General features: G+C 64.3%; 26 protein-coding genes. 17 read left to right on the top strand and 9 right to left on the bottom strand.

Translation table 11 applies throughout. The annotated features are described in order from the left end of the window. Positions 1-6: 6 nt before the first annotated feature. From F0185_RS06925 to F0185_RS06915, 3 genes are all read right to left on the bottom strand, one after another. A complete protein-coding gene (locus F0185_RS06925) occupies positions 7-957 on the bottom strand; it encodes a transporter substrate-binding domain-containing protein (protein WP_167222819.1) in 951 nt (316 codons plus the stop codon). A gap of 78 nt (positions 958-1,035) precedes the next feature. Further along, positions 1,036-2,028 carry a porin gene (locus tag F0185_RS06920; RefSeq protein WP_167222817.1) on the bottom strand — a complete coding sequence of 331 codons (993 nt, stop codon included), beginning with the start codon at positions 2,026-2,028 and terminating at the stop codon, positions 1,036-1,038. A 100-nt stretch (positions 2,029-2,128) separates the two neighbouring features. Then, positions 2,129-2,404 carry a LysR family transcriptional regulator gene (locus F0185_RS06915; protein WP_187362455.1) on the bottom strand — a complete coding sequence of 92 codons (276 nt, stop codon included), beginning with the start codon at positions 2,402-2,404 and terminating at the stop codon, positions 2,129-2,131. A gap of 383 nt (positions 2,405-2,787) precedes the next feature. Here F0185_RS06915 and F0185_RS06910 point away from each other — a divergent pair, with 383 nt between their 5' ends. Continuing rightward, entirely contained in the window at positions 2,788-4,581 is a 1,794-nt protein-coding gene (locus tag F0185_RS06910) for a sensor histidine kinase (RefSeq protein WP_167222815.1), read from the top strand. Continuing rightward, a complete protein-coding gene (locus F0185_RS06905) occupies positions 4,574-5,935 on the top strand; it encodes a sigma-54-dependent transcriptional regulator (RefSeq protein WP_167222814.1) in 1,362 nt (453 codons plus the stop codon). Before F0185_RS06910 ends, F0185_RS06905 begins: the two co-directional genes overlap by 8 nt. A 15-nt stretch (positions 5,936-5,950) precedes the next feature. Here the strand turns inward: F0185_RS06905 and F0185_RS06900 are convergent, their stop codons facing one another. Both F0185_RS06900 and F0185_RS06895 read right to left on the bottom strand, forming a co-directional pair. Next, on the bottom strand, positions 5,951-7,036 hold the full coding sequence (locus tag F0185_RS06900; protein WP_167222812.1) for a type II asparaginase: 1,086 nt from the start codon (positions 7,034-7,036) through the stop codon (positions 5,951-5,953). 253 nt (positions 7,037-7,289) lie between these two features. Beyond that, complete coding sequence (locus tag F0185_RS06895; RefSeq protein ID WP_167222810.1) at positions 7,290-8,171, bottom strand: amino acid ABC transporter substrate-binding protein; 882 nt, start codon at positions 8,169-8,171, stop codon at positions 7,290-7,292. A 333-nt stretch (positions 8,172-8,504) separates the two neighbouring features. Here F0185_RS06895 and F0185_RS06890 point away from each other — a divergent pair, with 333 nt between their 5' ends. The 5 genes from F0185_RS06890 to F0185_RS06870 all read left to right on the top strand — a co-directional run bounded on the left by F0185_RS06890 (position 8,505) and on the right by F0185_RS06870 (position 11,358). Further along, a complete protein-coding gene (locus F0185_RS06890; protein WP_167222808.1) occupies positions 8,505-8,732 on the top strand; it encodes a hypothetical protein in 228 nt (75 codons plus the stop codon). A gap of 144 nt (positions 8,733-8,876) precedes the next feature. After that, positions 8,877-9,449, top strand: coding sequence for a dihydrofolate reductase family protein (locus F0185_RS06885; RefSeq protein ID WP_167222806.1), 573 nt, complete (start codon positions 8,877-8,879; stop codon positions 9,447-9,449). Between the two features lie 92 nt (positions 9,450-9,541). Then, on the top strand, positions 9,542-10,291 hold the full coding sequence (locus F0185_RS06880) for a methyltransferase domain-containing protein (RefSeq protein ID WP_167222804.1): 750 nt from the start codon (positions 9,542-9,544) through the stop codon (positions 10,289-10,291). 94 nt (positions 10,292-10,385) lie between these two features. Further along, on the top strand, positions 10,386-10,763 hold the full coding sequence (locus F0185_RS06875; protein ID WP_167222802.1) for a hypothetical protein: 378 nt from the start codon (positions 10,386-10,388) through the stop codon (positions 10,761-10,763). A gap of 157 nt (positions 10,764-10,920) precedes the next feature. After that, positions 10,921-11,358, top strand: a complete 438-nt coding sequence (locus tag F0185_RS06870) for a hypothetical protein (RefSeq protein ID WP_167222800.1) — start codon at positions 10,921-10,923, stop codon at positions 11,356-11,358. 284 nt (positions 11,359-11,642) lie between these two features. Here the strand turns inward: F0185_RS06870 and F0185_RS06865 are convergent, their stop codons facing one another. Next, positions 11,643-11,903, bottom strand: coding sequence for a hypothetical protein (locus F0185_RS06865; protein WP_167222798.1), 261 nt, complete (start codon positions 11,901-11,903; stop codon positions 11,643-11,645). Positions 11,904-11,921: 18 nt separating this feature from the next. Between F0185_RS06865 and F0185_RS06860 the strand changes: the two genes are divergently transcribed. From F0185_RS06860 to F0185_RS06850, 3 genes are all read left to right on the top strand, one after another. Beyond that, positions 11,922-12,332, top strand: a complete 411-nt coding sequence (locus tag F0185_RS06860; protein ID WP_167222796.1) for a hypothetical protein — start codon at positions 11,922-11,924, stop codon at positions 12,330-12,332. A 12-nt stretch (positions 12,333-12,344) separates the two neighbouring features. Further along, positions 12,345-13,094, top strand: coding sequence for an SDR family oxidoreductase (locus F0185_RS06855; protein ID WP_167222794.1), 750 nt, complete (start codon positions 12,345-12,347; stop codon positions 13,092-13,094). Between the two features lie 106 nt (positions 13,095-13,200). Next, positions 13,201-13,659: a hypothetical protein gene (locus F0185_RS06850; RefSeq protein WP_167222792.1), complete on the top strand. Its 459-nt coding sequence runs from the start codon at positions 13,201-13,203 to the stop codon at positions 13,657-13,659. Between the two features lie 86 nt (positions 13,660-13,745). Here F0185_RS06850 and F0185_RS06845 read toward each other — a convergent pair whose 3' ends face one another. Next, positions 13,746-14,612 carry an oxidoreductase gene (locus F0185_RS06845; RefSeq protein WP_370663985.1) on the bottom strand — a complete coding sequence of 289 codons (867 nt, stop codon included), beginning with the start codon at positions 14,610-14,612 and terminating at the stop codon, positions 13,746-13,748. 155 nt (positions 14,613-14,767) lie between these two features. Here F0185_RS06845 and F0185_RS06840 point away from each other — a divergent pair, with 155 nt between their 5' ends. Next, complete coding sequence (locus F0185_RS06840; protein WP_167222790.1) at positions 14,768-15,709, top strand: LysR family transcriptional regulator; 942 nt, start codon at positions 14,768-14,770, stop codon at positions 15,707-15,709. Between the two features lie 25 nt (positions 15,710-15,734). Here F0185_RS06840 and F0185_RS06835 read toward each other — a convergent pair whose 3' ends face one another. After that, positions 15,735-16,196, bottom strand: coding sequence for a hypothetical protein (locus tag F0185_RS06835; protein WP_167222788.1), 462 nt, complete (start codon positions 16,194-16,196; stop codon positions 15,735-15,737). A gap of 179 nt (positions 16,197-16,375) precedes the next feature. Here F0185_RS06835 and F0185_RS06830 point away from each other — a divergent pair, with 179 nt between their 5' ends. The 4 genes from F0185_RS06830 (at position 16,376) to F0185_RS06815 (ending at position 22,641) form a co-directional block, all read left to right on the top strand. Next, positions 16,376-19,126 carry a hypothetical protein gene (locus F0185_RS06830; RefSeq protein ID WP_167222786.1) on the top strand — a complete coding sequence of 917 codons (2,751 nt, stop codon included), beginning with the start codon at positions 16,376-16,378 and terminating at the stop codon, positions 19,124-19,126. After that, positions 19,126-21,090 carry a hypothetical protein gene (locus F0185_RS06825; protein ID WP_167222784.1) on the top strand — a complete coding sequence of 655 codons (1,965 nt, stop codon included), beginning with the start codon at positions 19,126-19,128 and terminating at the stop codon, positions 21,088-21,090. The genes F0185_RS06830 and F0185_RS06825 overlap by 1 nt, the downstream gene beginning before the upstream one ends. 207 nt (positions 21,091-21,297) lie before the next feature. Continuing rightward, positions 21,298-22,062 (top strand): SDR family oxidoreductase, encoded by a 765-nt coding sequence (locus F0185_RS06820; RefSeq protein WP_167222782.1) that lies wholly within the window; start codon positions 21,298-21,300, stop codon positions 22,060-22,062. A 39-nt stretch (positions 22,063-22,101) separates the two neighbouring features. Further along, positions 22,102-22,641 carry a DUF2199 domain-containing protein gene (locus tag F0185_RS06815; RefSeq protein WP_229476787.1) on the top strand — a complete coding sequence of 180 codons (540 nt, stop codon included), beginning with the start codon at positions 22,102-22,104 and terminating at the stop codon, positions 22,639-22,641. 4 nt (positions 22,642-22,645) lie between these two features. Here the strand turns inward: F0185_RS06815 and F0185_RS06810 are convergent, their stop codons facing one another. Beyond that, positions 22,646-23,383 (bottom strand): DNA-binding protein, encoded by a 738-nt coding sequence (locus F0185_RS06810; RefSeq protein ID WP_167222778.1) that lies wholly within the window; start codon positions 23,381-23,383, stop codon positions 22,646-22,648. A 194-nt stretch (positions 23,384-23,577) separates the two neighbouring features. Between F0185_RS06810 and F0185_RS06805 the strand changes: the two genes are divergently transcribed. Together F0185_RS06805 and F0185_RS06800 are read left to right on the top strand one after the other, a co-directional pair. Continuing rightward, entirely contained in the window at positions 23,578-24,057 is a 480-nt protein-coding gene (locus F0185_RS06805) for an arsenate reductase ArsC (protein ID WP_167222776.1), read from the top strand. A gap of 107 nt (positions 24,058-24,164) precedes the next feature. Then, positions 24,165-25,445: an arsenic transporter gene (locus F0185_RS06800; RefSeq protein ID WP_167222773.1), complete on the top strand. Its 1,281-nt coding sequence runs from the start codon at positions 24,165-24,167 to the stop codon at positions 25,443-25,445. Positions 25,446-25,448: the final 3 nt, after the last annotated feature.

The following is a 25,448-nucleotide window of genomic DNA, read 5'->3' as shown; positions in this document are numbered from 1 at the left end:
GAAAAATTAACGCTTTTTGGATGCCGCTTTTTGCGCATCCGGCACCACCGCATACGCGGCCGGGTCGGCCGAATCGGTCGGCCTGGCGAGCACGTTGATCAGCTCCGGCGGCATCGGGAAGCGCAGGTTGATGCCCTTTGGCGGAATCGGCGACAGGAACCACTTCTGGTACAGGCGATACACGTCGTCGCCCGACTTGTAATAGGCGATCAGGGCGTCGTCGACCGCCTTCTTGAAGGCCGGGTCGTCCTTGCGCAGCATGATCCCGTACGGCTCGACCGACAGCGCGTCGGCCGTGATCTGGTAGTCGTCCGGCTTCTTGGCGTTGGCGCGTTGCGACGCCAGCAAGATGTCGTCGTTGGCCTCGGCCGCGGCGCGCCCGGTCTCGACCATCAGGAACGATTCGGGATGGTCCTTGCCGACGACGATGTTCATGCCCAGGTTTTGCTCGCGGTTGAGGATCGTCATCTGCTTGAGGGTCGAGGTGCCGGCCGTGGCCACCAAGGTCTTGCCCTTCATGTCGGCCAGCGTATGGATGTTCGACGCTTTTTTGGCCAGCAGGCGGTTGGCGACCACGAACATGGTCGGGGCGAAGGCGACCTGCTGCTGGCGCTCCAGGTTGTTGGTGGTCGAGCCGCATTCGAGGTCGATCGTACCGTTGGCCATCAGCGGGATGCGGTTGGCCGAGGTCACCGGATTCATCGCCACCTTCAAGGAGGCCAGGCCCGGCTGCTTTTGCAGGGCGGCGACCACCTTCATGCACAGGTCGATCGAATAGCCCTGGTACTGCTGCTTGTCGTCCAGGTAGGAAAAGGGAATGGAGCCGTCGCGCACGCCCAGCGTGATGACGCCGCTTTTCTTGATCTTGGCCAGCGTGCCGGTCGGTTCCTGCGCCTGCGCGGCGGCGCCGAACAGGGTTGCACTGAGCAGTACAACGAGATAGTTTGCATATTTCATGTCAGATGATTCCAAAGGGGTGAAGAAGGCACGAAGCGATAAACCGGCCGCCCGGCGGCCGGGGGGAACTCAACAGGATCAGAAGGTGTGGCGGATGCCAAGGTTTGCCCCGGTGTTGCCGGTGCCATCCGTGGTGGCGTTGCCGACCTTGAAGGTGGCACCATTGCGGTTGCCGATGCGCGCATAGGCCGCGTACAGGTCGGTGCGCTTGGACAGTGCATAGGTGTAGCCGAGCCCCCATTGGGATGCGTCGCGGTTGGCCTGCGTGGTGTCGTCATGCCTTACATACGAGGCGACCACCTTGTGCGGGCCGAAAGGCACGCTTGCGCCGACGATCGCATCGTTGCTGCGCGCACCGAGCAGGCCCTTGTTGCGCGCGTAGCCCAGGTGCCCCTCGGCCACGCCCCAGTCGTACTTGGCGCCGAGCAGGGTATTGGCGCTGCTGTCGGTGGCCAGCGCATTTTGCTGCTGATGCCAGCCCAGCGTGACGACCAGGGTCTTGGCGGTATACGACAGCGCCGTGCTGTAGGCGCGCTTGGCGGCTGAATTGCCCGGCACTTCACCGACGCCCACGGCCAGTTCCGCCGCAAAGCCATAGAGTGTCGGCGACGCGTAGCCGACCATGTTGTCGAGGCGGGCGTTCGAGGCCGTGATGTTGCCGGCCTGGCCGGCCAGGCCGTCGCAGAACGGATCGACGATGTCGCGCATGGCGCGGTAGTACGGCGAATACTGGCGCCCGAAGCTGACCGCACCGGACTGGCCGGACACGCCCAGGTAGGCCTGGCGTCCGAACAGCAGGCCGCCCTGGGCCGCGCTGCCGGTATCGATCTTCATGCCGTTTTCCAGGACGAAGTAGGCCTTGACGCCGCCGCCGAGGTCTTCCGTGCCTTTGAAGCCCAGCCGCGAACCGGAAGCGACACCGCTGTTGATCGTGTTGACACTGCCCTCCGCGCCGCCCGTTTCGCGCACGAATCCGACGTCGGCCACGCCATACACGGTCACCGCCGACTGCGCCATGGCGGCCGCCGGAACCAGGCTCGATGCCATGATGGCGATAATGATCTTATTCATTTGTTTCCTTAATTGTTTATCGTTTTTTATATTTGACCGGCAATACCGGTCCATTCCATGCGGTGCATGGAACAGCTGAATTGCCGCGCTGGCGAGTTATCTAAATGGCGCCGCCGGGATAATCCGAAGCGTGTCGCAGGATATGCTTGGCCTTGTGGACCTGTTGCATAATGCCGAGTGCATGGCCGCGGAATACGTGGCCTGCCGGCGTGAGCGAGGGAGGGTTGCAGCTGCGGTCCACGAGCGTGGCGCCGAGCCAGGTTTCAAGCGAGCGGATGCGCCGGCTGAATGCCGGCTGGCTGGAGTGCCGCTCGCTGGCGGAACGCGAAAAGCTTCGCGTATCGGCCAGGCAAAGAAAGTCTTCGACCCATTTCATATCCACTGCTGTCTCCTGCTCTTATATATTTTTTAATGGGGCGGCGCGATTGTCCGTCACCCATTGCACTGCCGATTATTCGACATGTGTTTCCATCCCTGCCTCCTATCCATAGCAGTTTGCATGCCAGCAATGTAAATATTCCGAGAACCGCTCCACCGCCTTGATTGGAATAGATATTTTCAATTCTCGGGAAGCGCCGATCGGCAACGCGCGTGCGGTATTCCACACAAACCCGTTTCCAGGCGTGTGGATTTAGAAACCTGAGCTTTTTTGATATTGCCGAAAATTAATATCCGACAGAATTTTCTGGGGTAATATAGAGCGCAGTCGCCTCCTCTTGCCGGACCGCGCCAACACAACCACACGCGCCGAGGTGAGCCTTGCAGGCGTTCCGACAATTTGCCGTTTCCCGCTCCGCCGGCACAGTCGCGGCATGGGCCGCGATCATCGGCCTCTGCGCCGCCGTCGTCTTCGTGTATGCATGGAGCGAACGGCGCGGCTATGCGCAGCTTGGCGAGGTCCAGGCGCAGCAGCTCGACCTGTACGCGGCGGCCCTCGAAAGCGAACTGGGCCGGCATGAATACCTGCCCGGCATCGTCGCCCTCGATCATGACGTCCATGCCCTGCTGAAGAACCCGGGCGGCGCCGGCCTGCGCGAGCGCGCCAACAAGCGCCTGACCAGCCTGAACGCGCGCGCCGGCTCGCTCGCCATCTTCGTGCTCGACACGGCGGGCCTGGTGCAAGCGGCCAGCAACTGGTACCAGCCGGAGACCAGCGTCGGCATGGACCTGGCAGCCCTGCCATATTTTTCCGGCGCGATGCAGGGCGGGCCTGCACGCTATTTTTCGCGCGCAGCGGCGCGCAACTCGCCCGAGTACTATTTTGCCCAGCAAGTGCTGCAAGGCGGCTTGGTGCTCGGCGTGGTGGTGGTCAAGATCAGCCTCGACCCGATCGAGTCGACCTGGGTCGCGTCGGCGGCGCAGTCGCACAACGATTTTTTCATGGTGCTCGACGCCGAAGACGTGATCGTTCTCTCGTCCGCGCCCCAGTGGCGCAACCGCAAGGCCGATCTCCAGGCCATCGACCAGGGAGGGCCTGTCGTCGCGTGGCGTGCGCTGAACCCGGCCGCGCCATCGACCCGCTACGCAAGCCAGAGCCGGCCGATGGCGCGCCAGGGCTGGCGCCTGCTCACGCTCACCAATGCCGCGCCGGTCAAGCTGCAGGCCGGTCAAAACGCCGTGGTCGCGGGCCTGTTGGCCGGGTTCCTCGGTTTGCTCGCGATGTTCGTGGCGATGCGCCGGCGCGCGATAGCGAGCCGCCTGCACGCGCGCGAAGCGCTGCAGCGCGCGCACGACGAACTGGAACTGCGCGTGGCCGACCGCACCGCCGAATTGCATGCGATGAACCGCGAGCTGCTGCGCGAAATCGGCGAACGCGAACACGCCGAACAGGTGTTGCGCGCTTCCCAGGACGACCTGCTACACGCCAGCAAACTCGCCCTGCTCGGCCAGATGTCGGCCGGTATCACGCACGAAATCAGCCAGCCGCTCACCGCGCTGCGCTCGCTTTCCTTCAATGCCCAGCTGCTGCTCAAGCGCGGCGACCTGGCGCGCGTGGAAAAAAACCTGCGCTCGGTCAGCGACCTGACTGAACGCATGGGCCGCCTGACCGAGCAGCTCAAGTCCTTCTCGCGCAAGACGCCCCTGGCCATGGCCCCGCTCACCCTGTCCAAGGCGGTCGACAATACCTTGCAGCTGCTGGAGAACCGGATCCGCACCGAACACGCCTGCGTGCAGCTGGACCTGGCGCCGTCGGTGCGCGCCATGTGCGACGCCAACCGGCTCGAACAAGTGCTGATCAACCTGTGCGCCAACGCGCTCGACGCCATGCTGGACGCGCCGGTCAAGAACCTGGCCATCCGCCTGTGGAGCGCGGGCGGACGCGCGCACATCCAGGTCAGCGACAGCGGCGCCGGTATTCCGGAAGCCGTGATGGCGCGCCTGTTCGAGCCGTTTTTCAGCACCAAGCTGCCGGGCCAGGGACTGGGACTCGGCCTGGCCATTTCGGCCGACATCGTGCGCGATTTCGGCGGCACCTTGCGCGCGTCGAATTGTCAAGGCGGTGCCGCCTTCGAACTGGACCTGACACTAGTAGAGGAAACAAGTCATGTATGAAGGTTTCACCATCGTGTTCGTCGAAGACGACCTGGCCGTGCGCAGCAGCGTTACCGAAACGCTGGAGCTGGCCGGGTTCGACGTGGCGCCGTTCGAGTCGGCCGAGGACGCGCTCGGGCAACTGCGCAGCAGCTTTGCCGGCGTCTTCATCAGCGACGTGCGCCTGCCCGGCATGGACGGATTCGAACTGCTGCGCCGGGTGTGCGCGTTCGACGCCACCATCCCGGTCATCATGGTGACCGGCCATGGCGACGTCTCGATGGCGGTCGAGGCAATGCGCTGCGGCGCCTACGATTTCATCGAGAAGCCGTTCGCGATGGAGCGCCTGGTCGAGGTGGTGTCGCGCGCCATGGAAAAGCGCGCGCTGCGCCTCGAAGTGGACACGCTGCAGCGCCAGTTGCAGGACCGGCGCGGGATCGAGGCGACCTTGCTCGGCAACTCGCCGGCGATACGCGAACTGCGGCGCCAGATACTGAACCTGGCCGATACGCCGGCCGACGTGCTGGTGTTCGGCGAAACCGGCACCGGCAAGGAAGTGGTGGCGCGTTGCCTGCACGAGCACAGCAAACGCAGCAAGGCTAACTTCGTCGCGATCAATTGCGGCGGCCTGCCCGAAAGCCTGTTCGAGAGCGAGATCTTCGGGCATGAAGCGGGCGCGTTCACCGGCGCCAGCAAGCGCCGCGTGGGCAAGATCGAGCATGCCGACGGCGGCACCTTGCTGCTCGATGAAATTGAAAGCATGCCGATGGCGCTCCAGGTCAAGCTGCTGCGCGCGCTCCAGGAACGCAAGATCGAGCGGCTCGGTTCGAACCAGGGCGTGCCGGTCGACTTCAGGATCGTCGCCGCCACCAAGAGCGACCTGAAGGAACTGAGCGTGCAGCGGAAGTTTCGCAGCGACCTGTATTACCGGCTCAACGTCGCCGTGCTCGAACTGCCGCCGCTACGCGAACGGCGCGAGGACATTCCGATCCTGTTCGAACATTTTTCGCTGCAGGCGGCGCTGCGCTACGGGCGCGATGCCCCGGCCCTGGCCGGACAAGACATGCTCAAGCTGATGGCTGGCGACTGGCCCGGCAACGTGCGCGAACTGCGCAACGCGGCCGACCGTTTCGTGCTGGGACTGCCGGGGATGCACCTGGACGCCGCCGATGCGAGCGCGGCCCCGATGACGCTGGCGCAGCAGATGGACATGGTCGAAAAGACCCTGGTGGAACAGGCGCTCAAACAGCACAGCGGACGTCCGCAAGCGATCTGCGATGCGCTCGGCATCGGCAAGAAGACCTTGTACGACAAGCTGCACCGGCACGGCATCGTCATCGACGACTTCCGGCCGGCGCCGGGCGGCGCGCTCTAGCAGCCCGGGCAGAACTTAGTAGGTATAAAACATCCGCTGGATCTCCTTGGTGCTGGTGGTCTTGGTCAGCGCCAGCATCAGCAGGATGCGCGCCTTCTGCGCATTCAGGGTGTCGGCCACCACGAAGTCCAGCTCGTCGTCATTGGCTTCGCCGTTGCGTGCCAAAATGCCCTGGCCCACGCGGCTGGCGCGCACGATGACCGCACCCTTGGCGCGCGCCGCCTTCAACGATGGCACCACTTTGCCAGCCAGGCTGCCATCGCCCACGCCGGCGTGGATGATGCCCTTCGCGCCGGCCGCCATGAAGGCGTCGAGCGCCACCGGATTCATGTTCGCGTAGCCGTACACAATGTCGACCTGCGGCAGCGATTGCAGCGCGCCGATGTCGAATTCGGTCTCGCTGGTGTGCTTGCGCATTGGCTGGCGATAGAAGAATGGCTTGCTGCCCTGGATATAACCAAGCAGGCCCAGTTCCGGCGTGCGGAAAGAGTCCAGCGTCGAGGTATTGACCTTGGTCACATCGCGCGCCGACTGGATCTGGTCGTTCATCGCCACCAGTACGCCCTTGCCGACCGCCTCGGGGCTGGCCGCCAGCATCACCGAATTGTACAAATTGATCGGGCCGTCGGCCGAGATCGCGGTCGATGGCCGCATCGCGCCCACCAGCACCACCGGCTTGCGGCTCTTGACCACCAGGTTCAGGAAGTAAGCCGTTTCTTCCAGCGTGTCGGTGCCGTGGGTGATGACGATGCCGTCCACGTTCGATTGGGCCAGCAGGACGTTGACGCGCTTGGCCAAGGTGAGCCAGTGCTCGTTGCTCATGTTCTCGCTGGCGATCTGGAACACCTGTTCGCCGGTGACGTTGGCCACCTTCGACAGCTCCGGTACCGCCTTGATCAGGTTTTGCACGCCCACCGTGGCGGCGGTGTAGCCGACCGTGGTGGTGCTGCTGGCGCCGGAGCCGGCGATGGTGCCGCCGGTGGCCAGGATGGTCACGTTGGCCAGCTTGGGCGCGGCATGTTGCGCCTGCGTGGCCGAGGCCATGCAGAACAAGAGGGCAAACAGCGCGATCATCGATTGCGCGGGATTTTTGTGAAGCATGCGATCTCCTAAAGGGACGAGGGTTTTTTGCAGGCGACGCCATTGTTCATGACGCGTTTTACTGCTGCGGGACGGCGAAAAATCTGTTCGAGGATTACGTACGTGCGCATAAATTCTTGTCATTTCCAGCTTCCATAAGCGGCGCCTTGCTGCGTTGCCCACCGCTAGCAGTGCTCGCACTGCGTCGCGGCGTGCGCCTTGCCAGGCATCCGCTTCTGTTCGCTATAAATGACAATAATTTCTGCACACTTACTTAGCGGTAGGCGGCCGGGTCGCCCGAATCGGTGGGGGCGGCAATCGCCTTTTTCAGCGCAGGGCTCATCGGCAACTGGAGTGGCGCGAACCACTTGCGGTAGATCTGCTGCACTTCGCCGGACTTGAACAGCGCGACGATGGCTTCGTCCACCAGTTTCTTGAATTCGGGGTCGTTCTTGCGCACCACGATCCCGTACGGCTGCACCGGCAAATCGGTGGCGACGATGGCATACATGCCCGGGTCCTTGGCGGCGGCGACCAGCCCGTGCAGAAGCACATCGTCCATCACGAACGCGAGCGCGCGGTCGGCCTCGACCATCGAAAACGCTTCGGCGTGATCCCTGCCCGGAATGATGTGCAGGTCGAGCCCCTGTGCCTGGGCGGTGTCCCCCAGTGCGTTGATGGCCGTGGTGCCGGCTGTCGAGACGACGGTCGAGCCCTTGAGCGCTTGCAGCGAATCGATGCGGGCTGCCTTTTTCGCCACCAGGCTGGTGGCCGCGACGAAGGTCGTCACCGAAAACGCCACCTCCTTTTGCCGCTCGAGCGTGTTGGTGGTCGAGCCGCATTCGAGGTCGACGATGCCGTTGAGCATGAACGCGCTGCGGTTGGCGGAGGTGACCGGGCGCAGCATCACTTCCAGGCCGGGCGCCTTGAGCCGGGTGCGGATGGCGTCGACGATGCGATAGCACAGTTCGATCGAATAGCCGGTCGGCCGCTGCTGCTTGTCGAGATAGGAAAACGGGATCGATTTGTCGCGAAAGCCAATGCTGATGACGCCCGTTTCCGCGATTTTTCGCAAAGTCGGCGACTCCTGCGCCGCGCCATGGGGGGCGAGCGGGAGCAGTGCGGCAAATGCGAAGAGCAGGTGTCTGGTGTTCACGTCGTTTTTTCCTTACGGCCCGGGAATTCCAGCCGTCGCATGACACAATATTCCCATGAACAGGTGGCAACGACAATGCTTATGCAAAATTCACATGGGAGGCGATGATGCGTCAAACGCTATTCTTCGATGCCAGGGTGGCCGTTGATCTTAAATCCTTGATTCTATAGAAGTGATAGTGTCAAACTCTTTATTCGCCGATAATCTGTTGTGGAAAAACAATAAAGTCGGACACACAACAATAAGGTGAGACCCAAGGCGCCGAGGTGGACATGCGCATGGGAACTTCCGCTTACGGTCAGAAGCGGACCTTGATGTGTTTGGAGTGTACAGGTGAGACAATATTTAAGGCTGATGCGTCGGCACAGTGTGACTGCTCAATCCCAGGACGAACTCGATGCATTGTTAACGCTGCTGAAGGACGCGCGCGGCGTGTCTGACATTGATTTCCAGGGACTGCATCCCAAAGGCGGGTATCGGGTGACGTTGAATGTCGCTGAAGAGTCCTTGAACGACTTCTTTGACCTGCTCGAGAGAGGCGATTGGATGTCCGTGTTGTGAAATCCTTGCGCCGTTCTCGGACAAATACATGACTAGTCGCGATCTCATGTCCAGCACCTGTTCGTTTGTCTGCATGGACCCTCTGCTCGAGCCCTTGGGATCATCGGGCGGGCGGCTCATCGCGTCTCTTGAATGGAGGACAGCATGGGACTCTTGACCTTCAGCATCAATGTGACTCTGGATGGATGCGTGGACCATCAGGAAGGCATCGCCGACGACGAGACACACGCTTACTTCACCCGCCTCATGGATGAGAGCGGGGCGATGCTCTGGGGCCGCGTCACCTACGAGATGATGGAAAGTTACTGGCCAGCGGTCGCCTGCGGCGACGCGGAGGCGCCACCGGCGATGCGCGAGTGGGCGGTCAAGCTGGAGGCCAAGCCGAAGTACGTGGTGTCGTCGACGCGAAAGGATTTTCCGTGGACCAATAGCCACCACATCGCCGGCGATCTGCGCACAGGCGTACAGAAGCTCAAGGACGCAACCCCGGACGGCGTACTCCTCGGTAGCGGCAAGCTTGCGACCGAACTCGATCGCCTGGATCTGATCGATGAATACAAATTGCTGGTCCACCCCAGGATCGCCGGCCACGGCCCGACCCTGTACGAGAGCGGGCTGCCCGGCACGCGACGGCTTGAATTGATTTCGGCGAGGGCGCTGCGCAGCGGCGCGCTCGCCGTGCATTACCGGCGCGTGCTGAGCGAGAAGCAAACATGAATGTGAAGTAAAACAATGACTCCCTATCCCTGTTACTGCGCAGTGCGGCGACAGCGATACGTGAGGTTCAAGGACAGATCGAGGAAAAATGCATGAAACCTTTTGAGGCCTTGGTGGCCGAAGCCGAAGCGGCGGACGTGAGCGGTTGGGGCTTCGACTGGCTCGATGGGCGCGCCAGCGAAGAACGCCCGCCCTGGGGCTATGCCCGCTTGCTCGCGCAGCAGCTGGCGAGCGTCGAATCGGCGCTCGATCTGGATACGGGTGGCGGCGAAGTCGTGGATGAGGCACCGTGTTTTCCTCCCCGCATGTATGCGACTGAAGCCTGGTCGCCCAACGCGCGCAAGGCGCAAGCGCGCCTGGGCGCGCGCGGCGTGCAGGTGGTGGAAACAGTGGCGGGCGCTGCGCTGCCCTTTGCCGATGGGTCGTTCGCGCTTGTCACGTCGCGCCACCCGGTGTGCCCGGATTGGGCGGAAATCCATCGCGTTCTTCAGCCCGCCGGACACTACTTTGGGCAACATGTGGGCCCTGCTTCGTCCTTTGAGTTGATCGAGCATTTCCTGGGACCGCTGCCGGTCGAACGGCAGCGTCGTGATCCGCAGGATGAAGCGGCCGCGGCAATGGTCGCAGGGCTGACTGTAACGCAGTTGCGCACGGCGCGCTGCCGTATGCTCTTCCATGATGTCGGCGCGGTGGTCTGGATCCTTCGCAAGTGCGTCTGGTGGGTACCGGATTTCTCGGTGGCCAAGTACCACGATGAGCTGCTGGCCCTGGACCGTCAGATGCGCCAGGGCGAGCCCTTCGTGAGCTACTCGACACGTCACCTCATCGAGGCACGGCGGTGAACCGGACCTGCGCTTTCGAACGGCCGCTATCGGCCAGAAGCAGACGTATGAAGTTCCTGCATTTGGATTAAGACTTTTACGCTCAGGAGTAAGAATGCCTCGACTAGAATTGACCGATCGCGAACTCATCGTTCATCTCGGAAAATGGGATAAGATGTTGGCCTTTACGGATAATATCCGCGTTCAAATTGCACAAATTAAGAGCGCCAGGGAAGATTCCCGCTTCGGTGGTCCTGGGGGCATGAAGCTCGGCTGGCGCATTCCCGGAACTCATATTCCTTTCGTTGTTGCAGCTGGTACGTTCGTTCGTAGTGGCGAAAGACAATTTGTTTTCATGCGGCGCAAGCTACAAACGGTCGTGATAGAGGTAGCACACAAGGAATGGACTCGGTTGGTTATTGGTGTGCCCGATGCCCACGCTGAGGCGTCCCGCATTAATGCTGCTGTTACGCGTTTGCGCGGTCTCGGCTAGGGGTAGACGAATTAGTGTGATGCCACTGAATTGCTAGCGTTGTCGTGCAGGTCCGCTTTGGGGCGGCAGCGGCCGAGATCGGACGGCACCGCTGCCGTCTAGTGCAATCGGCAGTTGTCGGCCAGGAGCGGCCGTTGAAGGGACGATTAGAAAAGACATGCCCAGTACCGAAATCAACGAAATGACTCAGCGTGAGTGGCGAGAACTTGGCTTTTTCTATGACCGCCACGACGAGTCGAAAGAGTGGAGACTGATAGGGTCGAAGGCAGGACTCCGGCACTTCGCTCACGCAATGAAAAAATATGCATCGCACCCTGGCAACGAGCTAGTATCTGAGCATCAACACTTTGGTCCCTACGGTTACCTTGCGATCGGCACCTGGACAACATCGGAAATAACGGACCATTGGATCGCTGGTCCGCTGGGCGAAATTCAAGGGCTCGCGCTAACCATTATTTCTCGTCTTGATACTGCATCATCAGGGGACTGCATTTATCTTCGCCGCGCGTTCTCGCCGCTTTCACCATACGAACTCGTGATGGAAGTGCGGGAGGATTCATTCGATCCAGCCAAGGCCGATTCGGCGTGTTGGTAACGACTGCCTTCGCGTTGGTCTTCAACGACGCTATCGAGATTGACTATCCTAGCCGCGCCAGGTGAATGGAAAGAGTAGCTTGAGATGTGCGTTACGAGCCCGTTTTAGAATGTCCGGTTTGGGGCGGCAGCTGCCGAGATCGGACCGTACCGCAGCCGTCGAGTACAATCGGCAGTTGTCGGCCAGGAGCGGTCATTGGTGCTAACCTTACAACCCATCAGGGTTCAGTATGTGTTTCATTGTGATTGTGCTGCTCAGATGTGGCTGGTGATGCACGATGAAGACTAATTTCTCTCCTCTTGACTTTTCGATTCTTGAAACGCTCGCGAAACGTCCGCTGCGGCTTGATGAACTCCTTGCAATTGCCGCTGTTCGATATCGGCTTTTACAGGAAGGTGCGCATCCCCAATGGTGACCCATGCCTGGTCGTATTCGTTCGCGGAAAAAAGCGGTACGGCATGCGTATTCCCTGTGTCTTGAAGGAAGAAGATGCCGTGATAGCATGGCTTGACGATCGCCGGGCTTAGCTGCCAGGGAATTTCCATGGTTCTCGTCGATATCGCATGCGCGTCGTACTCAACAGTTCAGACCCAATGGATCCTGCGGCAATCGTTTTGACCATCAAGCCGTATTCTGGCGCGATTGAACCGGAGCTTAAAAAAATTAATGGTTGGAAACTTATTTGTGTTACTTCGGAGCAGTTCAAGCGATGGATGCGGAACAGCCTGATTAATTGCCAGTACGATTTCACACCTGGGCAGCCACGTCTTGACCGGCTTTCCCGGATTTTTCAGGGGCAAGCAGAAGACTCTGGCATCGAGGTCAGCTGGGTCAAGATGCTCGGCGACAATTCATTTGAATTTCAGGACGGGCGACATCGAGCTTGGTGGATCGCCCTGCGCGATCCGGAATTCGTGCCGCTGTTGGTTCCGGCATTCCAGCATGCCAGGTTCGAGACTTTTTTCAAGTCCTGATTAGAAGGTTCCATGAACAGCAAAGTCATGATCATCACCGGCGGCGGGCGCGGAATTGGCGCGGCAACTGCCTTGAAGGCGGCAGCGCGCGGCTATGCCGTCTGCGTCAATTATTTGAAGGATGCGGCGGCCGCGCAAGCAATCGTCGGGCAGATTCACGCCGCTGGCGGCACGGCCATCGCGGTGGGGGCCGATGTCAGCGACGAAGACGAGGTCGTGCGACTGTTTCGCAGCGTCGACGAGCAGCTCGGCACGGTCAGCGCGCTGGTCAATAACGTGGGCGTGCTTGAAAACAAGATGCGCATCGTGGAGATGGACATGGCGCGCCTGAACCGCATCTTTTCGAGCAACATCACCAGCCAGTTCCTGTGCGCGCGCGAGGCTGTGCGGCGCATGTCGCGCAACAATGGCGGCGTGGGCGGGGCCATTGTGAATGTGTCGTCGGCCGCCTCGCGCCTGGGGGCGGCCGGGGAATATGTCGACTATGCCGCTTCCAAGGGCGCGATCGACACCTTCACGACCGGGCTGTCGCTGGAGGTCGCCAGCGAGGGGATCCGGGTCAACTGCGTGCGGCCGGGATTCATCTATACCGACATTCATGCCAGCGGCGGCGAGCCCGGCCGGGTGGACCGCTTGCGCTCCCTGATTCCCATGCAACGCGGCGGGCAGGCCGACGAAGTGGCCTACGCCATCTTGTGGCTGCTCTCCGACGAAGCATCGTATGTCACCGGCTCGTTTCTCGATATTGCCGGCGGCAGATGAGGCCACCGCCGGGGTTTTGGACATCCGCCCCCACGCGTGGGGCGCTCGGTCATTGGGCGCCGGCGTCGAAAAGTTCATGATGGAAAAACAGTAGGAGCGCTTGCCGATGAACCGTACCGCGACAGTCCCATTCACCCGGTCCCCCGATTCCTTCTGGCTCATTTGCCCGGCGGGCGAGGCTGGCATGACGGTCCGGCCCTATGTGTCGCAATGGGGAGAAACCGGGGAACTGCTGTGCCATGCCGGCGGTGTGCTGATGGGCAGGCTCCTGTCACGTCACGACGACCCGGCCGATGTGCTGACCATCGCTTTGCTTCCCCACCTGGACCGCATGCGTCCCTACGACTGGCCGGGCGCCGATGACTTCCTTCACGCCTTGTTGCGCATCCTGCGGCAGGTTCCCACGGCCATGCTGTCGTGCGAGCGCGATACCGACCAGGCAGGGATCGACCATCTCGCCAGCTACGGCGAGGTGGAACAGGCGCTCCGGCTGCTCATGCGGTATTGCCGGGATGATGGCGACGTCTGCCCGAATTTCATCTATCCCCAGCCGGCGCTTGCGTAAAAACGCCGTTAGCGCCAGGCAGGGTCGATCGCGGCCTGGCGTGCCGGCACGGCGCCGGATGCTGGCGGAGCGCTTGACGCAGGTGCTTACAGGGCGTTGAGCGCCTGCAAGGCCGACGCATCGAGGCGCAGGCCGCCCGCCGCCACGTTCTCGCGCAGGTGCGCCACCGACGAGGTGCCCGGTATCACCAGGATATTCGGCGCGCGCTGCAGCAGCCACGCCAGCGCCACCTGCATCGGATTGGCGTCCATCGCCGCCGCCACCTCGCTCAGGGCGCCCGATTGCAGCGGCGAGAATCCGCCCAGCGGGAAAAACGGCACGTAGGCGATGCCCTGCGCCGCCAGCGTGTCGATCAGCGCATCGTCGCCCCGATGGACCAGGTTGTAGTGGTTCTGCACGCAGACGATCTCGGTTACTTGCTGCGCTTCGGCCACCTGGCGCGCATTGACGTTACTCAGTCCGATATGGCGGATCAACCCATCTTTCTTCAAGGCGGCCAGCACCGCCAGCGCTTCGCCGATCGACGACCCATCGGCGCCTTCCAGACCCGGCGCGCGAAAGTTCACCACGTCGAGCGCGTCCAGGCCCAGGTTCTTCAGATTGCTGTGCACGGCGTCGCGCAGTTGCGCCGGCGCCGCCGCCGGAAGCCACGACTGGTCCGCCCCGCGCAGAAAGCCGATCTTGGTCACAATGGTCAGATCGTCGCGGTACGGATGCAGCGCTTCGCGGATGAGTTGGTTGGTCACATGCGGGCCGTAAAAATCCGCCGTGTCGATATGGTTGATCCCCAGTTCAATCGCCTCGCGCAGCACGGCCACGGCGGCGGCGCGGTCTGCCGGCGGACCCCACACATGCGGGCCGGCCAGTTGCATGGCGCCGTAACCGATGCGGTTGAAATGACGCTCGCAATGGGCCGGCGTGAATGGGTGTTGGGAAGGCGAATAGGTGTTCACGGAAATCCTTGGCTGGGGTGGGATGGATGAAGGTGCGACCTGCGCGTCGCCTGCAGGTCGTCACATGCACACAGTCTAGCGGGGATCATTGCATGTGATAATCGGGGTAATCGCGCACGAGCTGTACACAATTGCGCACAATGAGGATGGCACCGATGAGTACAGAACTCCCTTCCATGGCCGATTTATCGACCTTTGCGCTGGTTGCGCAGCACCGCGGCTTTCGCCAGGCCGCGCGCGCCAGCGGACAGTCGGCCTCGGCCTTGAGCCAGGCGCTACGGCGGCTGGAAACGCAACTCGGCATCCGCTTGCTGGAGCGCACCACCCGCAGCGTGGCGCCGACCGCAGCCGGCGCACTGCTGCTGGGCCGTTTGCAACCGGCCTTGATGCAGGTCGCCAGCGCGCTCGATGTACTCAACGAGCTGCGCGACAGTCCGCGCGGCACCTTGCGCCTGAACGTGCCGGTCAGCGCGGCGCGCCATTTCCTGCAGCCGATGCTGAGCCGCTTCATGGAACTGTATCCGGACATCACGCTCGACATCGTGGTCGACAATAATTTTGTCGACCTGGTCGCCAGCGGTTGCGACGCCGGCATCCGCTACGGCGAGCGCCTGGAGCAGGACATGATCGCCTTGCCGATCGGCCCGCGCACCGAACGCTTCGCCCTGGCCGCCGCGCCCGCCTACCTGGCGCGGCGCGGCGTGCCGCAACACCCGCGCGAGCTGTTGCAGCACGCCTGCCTGCGCGGCAAGTTCCTCAGTGGCCTGGTGTATCCATGGGAGTTCGGGCGCGACGGCCAGACCCTCACGGTCGACCCGGGCGGGCCGCTGATCGTCACGCCCACCGTGGCCGACCTGGCGGTGCATGCCGCCGTGGCGGGGCACGGATTGATCTACCTGTTCGAAGACTGGCTGGCGCCCTACCTGGCGTCGGGCCAGCTGCAGCCGGTGCTGCCGGAATGGTGGCTGCGCTTTCCCGGCCCGTTTTTGTACTATGCCGGCCGGCGCCACCTGCCCGCGCCCTTGCGCGCTTTCATTGACTTCGTGCAGTCGCCTCCGCCGGCTGCGTCCCCAGGCCTGGCGACCGGTTCCGTATAAGCGGGCGATACGCTATCGGCGCTGCTTACCACGCCTGCGCGGCAGAAGCATATTCCTTCATCGCGTTGTCGAAGTCTTCCCGGCACTCTTGCACTGTCCCGAACGTACCGCACTGCGCAAGCTGCAATTGATCATCAATACCGTTGAAGGTATCGAAACGATCGGTGAATGCGAACATGCTCGTGACCATCATCGCCTTGAGAAGCGTGCTGTCGAGGTCGGCGTCGGCCGATTGCATGTGCTCCCTAAGCACGCCGAGCAAGGCCCGGCAGGCCAGGTCCCGATCCGCTTCGCCTTGCACCGCTTTCAGATTCGCAATCAGCTGCGCCAGCGGCTGTTGCCAGGATAGTTCGATCATCTCGCCGGGTGGTTCGTCCATCCGGTCGATTACCGCGATCGCCCACGCCCTGGCCTGGTCGGCTTGCAGGACGCCGCTTTCCAGGCCCACGCGAAAGTAAAGTGCGGCGGTTGCCAGGGATGCTGCCATGTTGACTCCAAACAATAGATAACTTTCATCATATCCTGCGTTCGCCGGCCGGACCCGACGCCAGCGGCGTTAGCATTTTTTTACCATTTTCACCACAGTGACAATGTGTGAGATTGCATGTAAATACGCCACCTATACTCAGTGAGTCACTTGTTCGATGTTCCCTGGAAGGATGCAACATGGACTCTCTACGCCCGCTCCCGCCCCGCTTTCAGCTGCGCCCCTTGTTCGGTGCCATCTCCCTGCTGGCGTTCAGCTGCGCCGCCCTGGCCGCCGCTCCCACCGACCCGCGCCGCGCCGCCAACGGCTCCGGCCCGGCGGACATCGTGTTCCCCTCGATCGACCCGCCCGACATCAAGCCGGCCCGCGCCCCGGCGGTCGATCTGCGCGCCTTGCCCAAGGGAGCGCAAGTGTCCCTGCCCAGCCAGGACATGGGCCACATCTTCATGCGCGTGCCGCCCACCCTGGCCGACACCTTGTCCTCCACCGAGGTGGCCGATAAAGTGATCGCGCCGCTGCTGGCCGCGCTCAAGTTCGAAGGCGGCCTGCGCCGCTTCGGCCGGGTCCCCGAAACCGGCCTGCCGCAGGTGCGCCCGCAACTGGCCGGCGTGGCCGAGCTGCTTGCCACCGAATACCAGGGCAACGAAAAAGCCACCCGCCCGCGCACCCTCGACATGGTCGACGCCTTCCTCGGCAAGCGCGCCCCCACCGACGATGTCGAGCGCAACCTGTTGATCGCGCGCGGCCTGACCTACGCCCAGTTCAAGGCCGACATCGAGCGCCAGGAAATCACGTATCCCTTCACCCAGGTCGAAGGCGGCGTGCCGATCGAACACACCCTGCTGCTGGCCTCGCGCTGGGAAGGCCAGGGCGTCACCAGCGTGCGCGGTTCGCTCATCAACCGCTACACCCTCGCCAACGTGCGCCCGCAAAGCGCCGAAGGGGCCGAACTGCGCGCCTACGCCGCCCTGAAAACCGTGCGCGGCATCGACAGCGTGGACGGGCGTCGCGTGAGCGATGGTCCCTCGCTGGTGCTGCTGCCGTATGGTAACGACGCCGCCGGCGGCGTCTCGCTGCGCTACGCCTGGCGCATGGTGGTCGAGGGCGTCAGCTTCGGCCGGCCGGTCCCGTTCCGGGTCTGGTCCGACGCCGCCACCGGCGCCATCCTCAAAATGCGCCCGCTGGTCTCGGACGTCACCGCCACCGGCACGGTGTGGCGGCGCGATCCCGGCACCGGCGCGTCCCAGGTGCGCAGCTTCGCGGTCGACCCGGCGGTCGGCGGCCAGTACACGCTCAAGCTGGCCGGCGTGGTCTCGCGCGTGGACCACCAGGCCGACGGCTTCGACGCCCAGGACGTGTCGGTCTCGAGCACCCTGGGCGGCAGCAGCGCCACCCTGGCCAACTTCAACCAGGCCCCGATCAACAACGGCGCCACCGGGATCTGCGCCAGCGGCGGCAACCCGACCTTCCAGCAAGTGAACTATTTCGGTGTGTTCCACCTGAACTGGAAGCAATCGATCTCGCACGGCATCTTCACGCCCTTCCCGACCAACCCCTGGAATCCGCGCCTCGAATCGGTCTCGGCCGGCTGCAACGCCTGGTCCAGCATGGACTTCGGCGCCTGCCAGGGCTACTTCGACGCCGCCTGCCCGAACTTTTCGGATGGCACCGCGAACGCCCCCAACTACATGAACTTCGCCCACGACAACACCATCGTCGGCCACGAACTGGCGCACAACGCCGTGCAGCGCTTCACCGACGGTCGCCCGGCCAACTGGTGCGGCGTCGGACCGTGCCCGATTCCCGTCGGCATGGGCTTGATGCACGACCTGGCCGACGCCTGGGCCGACCACTTCGACAACACCAACTGCACCGCCGGCTGGACCGCCAAGAACCTGGGCGGCGTCAACGCCAGCAATAACTGCCAGGGCAGCCGTGGCCATCACGAGGGCGGCGGCTTGCCGCGCCTGCACGAAGTGAGCACGCCGTTCAATCCCGCCACGCCGGGCGACCATTTCCCGGAACACCGCGACCTCGCCAGCGGCCCCTACGCCGACATGCAGATCGGTTCGGCGATCCTGTGGCAAGTGCGCGAGGGCATGCGCAGCAAGTGCCGGCCGTCCGGGCATCCGCAGTATTTCGTGCGCTTTACGCGCGCGCTCAAGAACGCCGGCCTGTCCGGGGCGGTGGGCGGCGGCGACCGTGGCATCTATAACCTGCTGCGCGACCTCGAACTCGAAATGGTCGAGCAATGGGCCACCTCCGGCCTGCCCGGCGGACCGCCGGCGTTTGCCCACAACGGCAACCACACCACCAACAAGGTGCTGGCCGGCTTCGCCAAGGGCGGCGTGTTCGCCATGCCCTCGGCCTGCATCGACAACGACCCCGGCACCTCGGACGCGGCCATCTGCCCGACTGGCGAGAACGGCGGCGACGCCGTGATCGACATGAACGACAACGATCTCGGCGACGACCTGACGGTGGACGGCATTACCCACCGCGAAACCGACTTCCTCAAGCTGGGCGGCCCGGCGCCGACCTTCCAGGTCTGGACCGGTCCGCGCTTTCGCTTTACCGGCACCGGCGCGCGCCCGGTCAGCGGCACCGCGATCTGCAACGCCAAATACATCGTCGAAGCGTCCACCGACCAGGCCTTCTCGCCCGCCTCGACCGTCAACAGCGGCTGGATCAATGTGGACCTGAACACCGCCACCCCGGCCTCGCCCGAGTGCTCCGGCACCTGGACCCCGAACGCGGCCCAGTGGACCACCTTGCAGGCCGGCGGGCATCTGACGCGCGTGTACTACCGCACCCGCACGCGCGACGCCCTGGACGCCAACGAACGCCTGTCCACCTCGCCCGGCGCCGGCCTGTGGACCGTGCCGCCGCCGTACGCCGTCATCACCACCACCGGAGGGTCCGACTACTGATGCGCACACCTTCCAAGCTGAACGGGCGCCTGCTCGCCGCCCTGCTCGCCACCCTTGCCTGTGGCCAGGCCGCCGCCGCCGCTCCTGCGCCGGCGGCGCGGCGCGTACTCGATCCGCCCCTGGCGGGCGCCGCCATGACCGTGGTTGACGGCCGCCTGTGGGTGGCCAGCCGTGGCGGCGGCCTGATCGGATTCGAACGCGGGGCGCGCAGCATGCGCTTCGATCTCGGGCAGGGCTTGCCGTCGGCCGTGGTGCAGGAACTGGCCAGCCTGCCCGATGGCCGCCTGGCCGCCGGCACCCAGGCCGGGCTGGTCTTGCTCGACCCGCGCAATGGCGCCAGCAAGGCGATCGCGCCGCCGGGCATGGATGGGCACGACATGACGGCCGACCTGGTGCTGGCGTCCAGCCGGGGCAGCTCGGTACTGTTCCAGCTCACCGCCCGCGAGCCCGACGGCGCCGAAGGCCAGGCCGGCGCCTCGCTGTGGCACTGGGACGGCGAGCGCGTGCAAGCATGGGACCCGGGCCTGGGCGGGGCGCTGGTGGCCACGGCCGGCACGGTGGACCGTGGCGACGGCTGTTTCCACGTGGCCGGCATGCGGGTCGATGGCGCGGCGCAGCAGCCCTGGTACGCGCGCCAGTGCGGCGCCCAGCTGCGTAGCTGGCGCCTGGCCGAGGGGGCGCCCGCCGCCACGGTCGGCATTGCCGCCCTCGCCCGCGCGCCGGATGGCCGCTCCACCGCGCTGGTGATGGTCACCCAGCCGTCGGCCGACCCGGCCTCGCGCCGGCATGTACTGATGACCCTGGACGAAGACGGCCGCCTTCATCCCCATTGCTCGCAGGCCAGCTTCAGGGAGCCGGTGACCGGACTGCTGCATTCGGGTCCTGAACTGATCGTCGCGCGTGCCGGCGCCGGCGTGCATGCGCTGGGCTGCGGCGAGCCCAGGCCGCTGTCCGACGACGCCCGCGTGAGCAACGCCACCGCCCTCATCCGCGACGCCCGCCTGGGCCTGTTGGTGGCGACCGATGCCGCCGTCTGGCAACTCGGTGCGGACGGCGCGCCGTTGGCCATGACGCCCGCGCCAGGGCGTGAAATTCCCATCGACGCCCTGCCGATGGAAGCGAAAGCGAGCGGCGATCTGGTGCTTCTCAGTTCGCCGGGCACCGGCCCGCTGGAGTTGGCGCGCACCCCCAGCGGCTGGCGCGTGGTGCGCCAGTGGCGCGCCGGCGTCGACCTGCCGTCGGCCGTGTACGGGCCGGCCGCCTACGCCGGCCCGGACCAGGTGCTGGCCGTGCAGCTGTCGCAGGGCCTGCTGCGTTTGCGGCAAGGGCAAGCGCAAGCGGTGCCGCTCGACGCAGGCGCGTTGCCGCTCGATGTGGCGGTCACCCCCGGCGGCATCTGGATCGCGGCCGGCAGCACGCCGTTCGGCGGCGCGGCCGGCTTGCACTACCTGGGCAACGATGGACTCGCCCGCTTCGTGGCGCTGCCCGACCGCCAGGCGCAGCCGAGCGGGCGCCTACTGGCCTGGCCCGACGGGCGCATCTGGGCCGGCACGCGCATGGGCATCATCGAAGCCGATGCCAAGGGCGCTGCGCGACGCATCTCGGCGGACCGGGTTGAAGCGCTGTTTCGCAACAGCACGCGCAATATCATCGGCGCGGTCGGCGCCAGCGTGCAGCGCTGGGATGGCGAACGCATGGCGCCGGTGCTGTTTGCGATCGAGCCCAAGCCGGCCCGCGCGTTGGGGCATCCGGTCGACCTGGTCATCGACGACGCGGGCCGCTGGGTGATTCTGTTTTCAGGGGGACAGGTGATCCTGCTCGACGCGCAGCTGCGCCATGTGGCCACGCTCGACGAGCGCGCCGGCATCGCGCCGTCGAGCCGGCGGCTGCTCTACGTGCCCGGCTCGCGCGAGGTGCTCATCGGTTCGGCCAGGGAAGGGGTGTTTTCGCTGAGCTGGCCTTGAATAGCGCAGCGCTCCCGCTGCGCGCCTTCAATCGCAAACCTAATCATCCGTGCCGGTAAATTTGAAACACCTCGGTTTGCGGTTGGTTCCGCCTGGTTGCCCCATGACGCACCATGGCGCGCATACAACAGCAAGAAACGGATAGATCGCCGCCACCGCCTTCCCTAAGCTGGAACTCCGAACGACAACCAGCAAAGGGATCGGCAAATGAACGCATTATCAGGAAAAGTGGCAATTGTGACCGGCGCCAGCTCCGGCATCGGTTATGAAACGGCCAAATTGTTCGCGCGCGAGGGGGCCAAGGTGGTCGTGAGCGCGCGCCGCCAGGCCGAACTGGACGCGCTGGTCGCCGAGATCGAAGTCGGCGGCGGCCAGGCAATCGCGGTTGCCGGCGACATCTGCGCCGAAGACACCGCGCGCGCCCTGGTCGAGGTCGCCGTCGGCCGCTTCGGCGGACTCGATATCGCCTTCAACAACGCCGGTATGACGGGCGAGAGCACGCCGCTGGCCGAGCTGTCCGTCGGCGCCTGGAACACCATCCTGGCCACCAACCTGAGCAGCGCCTTCCTGAACGCCAAATACCAGATTCCGGCCATGCTCAAGCGCGGGGGCGGCTCCCTCATTTTTACTTCGACCTTTGTCGGCCACACGGTCGGCTTTCCGGGCATGGGGGCGTATGCGGCGAGCAAGGCCGGCCTGATCGGCCTGATGCAAGTGATCGCCGTCGAATATGGCGCGCGGGGCATCCGCGCCAATGCGCTGCTGCCCGGCGGCACTGACACGCCGATGGGTCGCGCCGTCGTCAACACCCCCGAAGCGCGCGCTTTCGTCGAAGGCCTGTATGTGCTCAAGCGCCTGGCGCAGCCGCAGGAAATCGCGCGTTCGGCGCTGTATCTGGCGTCCGACGCGTCCAGTTTCACGACCGGATCGAGCCTGATCGTCGATGGCGGGGTGTCGATTAACCGGACATAAGCTGTTGCAGGATTGCCAACGCGGGCGCGCCGTGACAAGATGAATGCCTACTTCATCGATCGAAAGGCGCGTTCCGCCATGTTTTCCTATAAATGCACCGCATGTGGCGGGATTCACGAAGGCATTCCCAGCTATGCCGCCCTCGCCCCGCTCAGCTACGAGCAGATTCCCGAAAGCGAGCGCGCGGCGCGGGCCGTATTGGGTAGCGACGATTGCGTGATCGACGACACGAGGTATTTTGTCCGGGGCTGCATCGACATTCCGGTCGACGGGGATGCCGAACCGTTTATATGGGGCGTGTGGGTGTCGCTGAGCGAGGTCAGTTTCATGGAGTGGGGACACTCCTTCGACCTGGAGAAGCGATCGCATATCGGCCCGTTCTTCGGCTGGCTCGATACCGAGCTGACGCTGTATCCGACCACCGTCAATCTCAAAGCCAGGGTACGCCTGCGCGATGGATTTGCGCGTCCTTCCATCGAACTCGAACAGAACGGCCACCCGCTCGCCATCGAGCAGCGCGACGGCATCAGCCGCGCGCGCCTGGCCGAGATACTCACCCTCATGAGGCACGGCCACTAGCCGCTTACTGCCGGGAGCGCAGCACTTCCAGCTCGGCCCGCAAGGCACTGCGTTCGGCGTTCGAGGCGTCGAAGCGGGCCCGCAATTCCTTGATGTCGGCCTCGAAATTGTCGCGCGCGGTCACCGCGCCGATCAGTTCCATCTCGGCAGTCAGGCGCGCATCCGACACCGTCGCCTGCGACGCCACGTTGCGCTCGATCTGCGCGCGCAAGTCCACCAGCTGCTCGTTCTTGCCTTCGATGGCCAGCTGATCCTTCGCCTTGCCCACCAGGGCCTCGGTGGCCACCAGGCGCGCGTTGCGCAACTCCATCGTCAGGCGCTGGATATCTTCGTCGCGCTCGGTCACCGTGGCCAGCGCCTGGTCGCGCGCGATCGTCATGCCGGTCAGCTGCGCGCGCAATTCGTCGCGTTCGGCTTCGAGCTGCTGGCTCGACGCCAGCAAGTCCGCCATGTCGCTCTCGGACTGCGCCAGCGCCTCGCGCACGCCGGCGCCGGCTTCGTGCGCGAACTGCTGCGCCCAGTTGCCGAGCGCGCTGGCGACCGATGGCGGAATCTCCGCCGAGGGCGGCGCCGGCGGCGTAGCCTCGCTGGCGCGCCATTCGAGCAGATGCTGGTGGATGACGTTGGGCGATCCGGCGCCGAGCGCCGCGCGCACCGCGTCGATGCTGGCCCGCGTGCCGTCTTCCTGCAAGCTGATGGCTGCCGCAGCAACCTCCTCGTAGGTAACTTCCTGACGTGCCATAGCGTCTCCGGTAAAGATCTCGTTGTCGATAGCTAACATCATACGCTGCCCGTCTCATCCGCCGCGCACCCTTCTGTTTGTAGCGCATTACCCACGTTCACGCCAGTGCTTCCATTGTTTTGATGTTTCCAGTAAAATCGAAATGAAGCGGCGCCCTGCGCATTCGTCCCCAAGCAAACCACATCGGAACTGGCATGCACATCCTGTTTCTCTGCACCGGCAACTCCTGCCGCTCCATCCTGAGCGAAGCGACCTTCAATCACCTCGCGCCCGAGGGCCTGCGCGCCATCAGCGCCGGCAGCCAGCCGGCCGGGCAGCTGCATCCGCGCGCGCTCGCCCTGCTTGCGCGCAAGGGCATCTCCACCGAAGGCTATAGCAGCAAATCGTGGGATGACTTGCCGCTCACGCCAGACATCGTCGTCACCGTGTGCGGCAGCGCCGCCGGCGAGGCCTGCCCGGCCTACCTCGGCCCGGTCCTGCGCACCCACTGGGGCGTGGACGACCCCAGCCACCTCAGCGGCGCCGACCAACAGATCGAGGCCGCCTTCGAAGCGGCCTACGCCATCATCCGGGCCCGCATCGAGGCCTTTTTGCGCTTGCCGCTGGAGCAGCTGCGACACGACCCGGTCCGTTTCAAGGCCGAGCTCGACAGCATCGGCGCCTTGAACGCCTGAACGCCGCGTGCGGCCCGCGCCGCACGTTGAACCGAACCTGACCTGACTTTCCGTCCCTTGAGGATGGCAGGTTTCCTGTTGTCCGCACCACCGCCAAGGATATTGCCGTGCTTGCCGCTTCCCTGATCTTCCTCGCCACCCTGGTCCTCGTCATCTGGCAGCCGCGCGGCCTCGGCATCGGCTGGAGCGCCGCCGCCGGTGCGCTCGCCGCCCTGCTGGCCGGCGTGGTCCAGGTCGCCGATATCGCGGTGGTCTGGCACATGGTCTGGAACGCCACCGCCACCTTCGTCGCCGTCATCCTCATCAGCCTGCTGCTGGACAAAGCCGGCTTCTTCGAATGGGCCGCCCTGCACGTGGCGCGCTGGGGCAAAGGCCATGGCCGGCGCCTGTTCATCCTGCTGGTGCTGCTCGGCGCGGCCGTGGCCGCCCTGTTCGCCAACGATGGCGCCGCGCTGATCCTCACGCCGATCGTCATCGCCATGCTGCGCGCACTGCGCTTTTCGGCGCGCTCCATGCTGGCGTATGTCATGGCGGCCGGCTTCGTGGCCGACACGGCCAGCCTGCCGCTGGTGGTTTCGAACCTGGTCAATATTGTCTCGGCCGACTACTTCGGCATCGGCTTCGCGCGCTACGCCGCCGTCATGGTCCCGGTCAACCTGGTGTCGGTGGGCGCGACCCTGGGCGTGCTGTGCTGGTTCTTCCGCAAGGATATTCCGGCCGATTACGACCTGGCGCAATTGAAGCATCCGAGCGACGCCATCGTCGACCGCGCCACCTTTGTCGCCGGCTGGTGGGTGCTGGGCCTGCTGCTGGCCGGCTTCTTCTGGCTCGAGCGCCTCGGCGTGCCGGTCAGCGCGGTGGCCGGCGCCGGCGCGCTGCTGCTGCTGCTGGTGGCCGCGCGCGGACAGCGCATCGCCACGCGCGCGGTGTTGCGCGGCGCGCCGTGGCAGGTGGTTGTGTTTTCGCTCGGAATGTACCTGGTGGTGTACGGCCTGCGCAATGCGGGCCTGACCAGCTACCTGACCGCGTTCCTGGATCAGTGTGCCAGCCACGGCGTGTGGGGCGCGGCGTTCGGCGCCGGTCTCGCCAGCGCGCTGCTGTCCTCGCTCATGAACAATATGCCGACCGTGCTGGTCGGCGCGCTCGCCATCGATGCCGGCCACGCCAGCGGCGCCGTGCGCGAAGCGATGATCTACGCTAACATCATCGGCAGCGACCTGGGTCCAAAGATCACCCCGATCGGCAGCCTGGCCACCCTGCTGTGGCTGCATGTCCTGGCAAGCAAGGAAATCCGGATATCGTGGGTATACTATTTCCGCGTTGGCATCGTGCTGACCTTGCCGGTATTGCTGCTCAGCCTGGCCGCGCTGGCGCTGCGCCTGTCATGAACC

Source organism: Massilia rubra, assembly GCF_011682065.1.
GTDB lineage: Bacteria > Pseudomonadota > Gammaproteobacteria > Burkholderiales > Burkholderiaceae_D > Telluria_A > Telluria_A rubra.
Note: the sequence above shows the minus strand (reverse complement) of the source record. Positions and strands in the feature narration are given on the sequence as shown.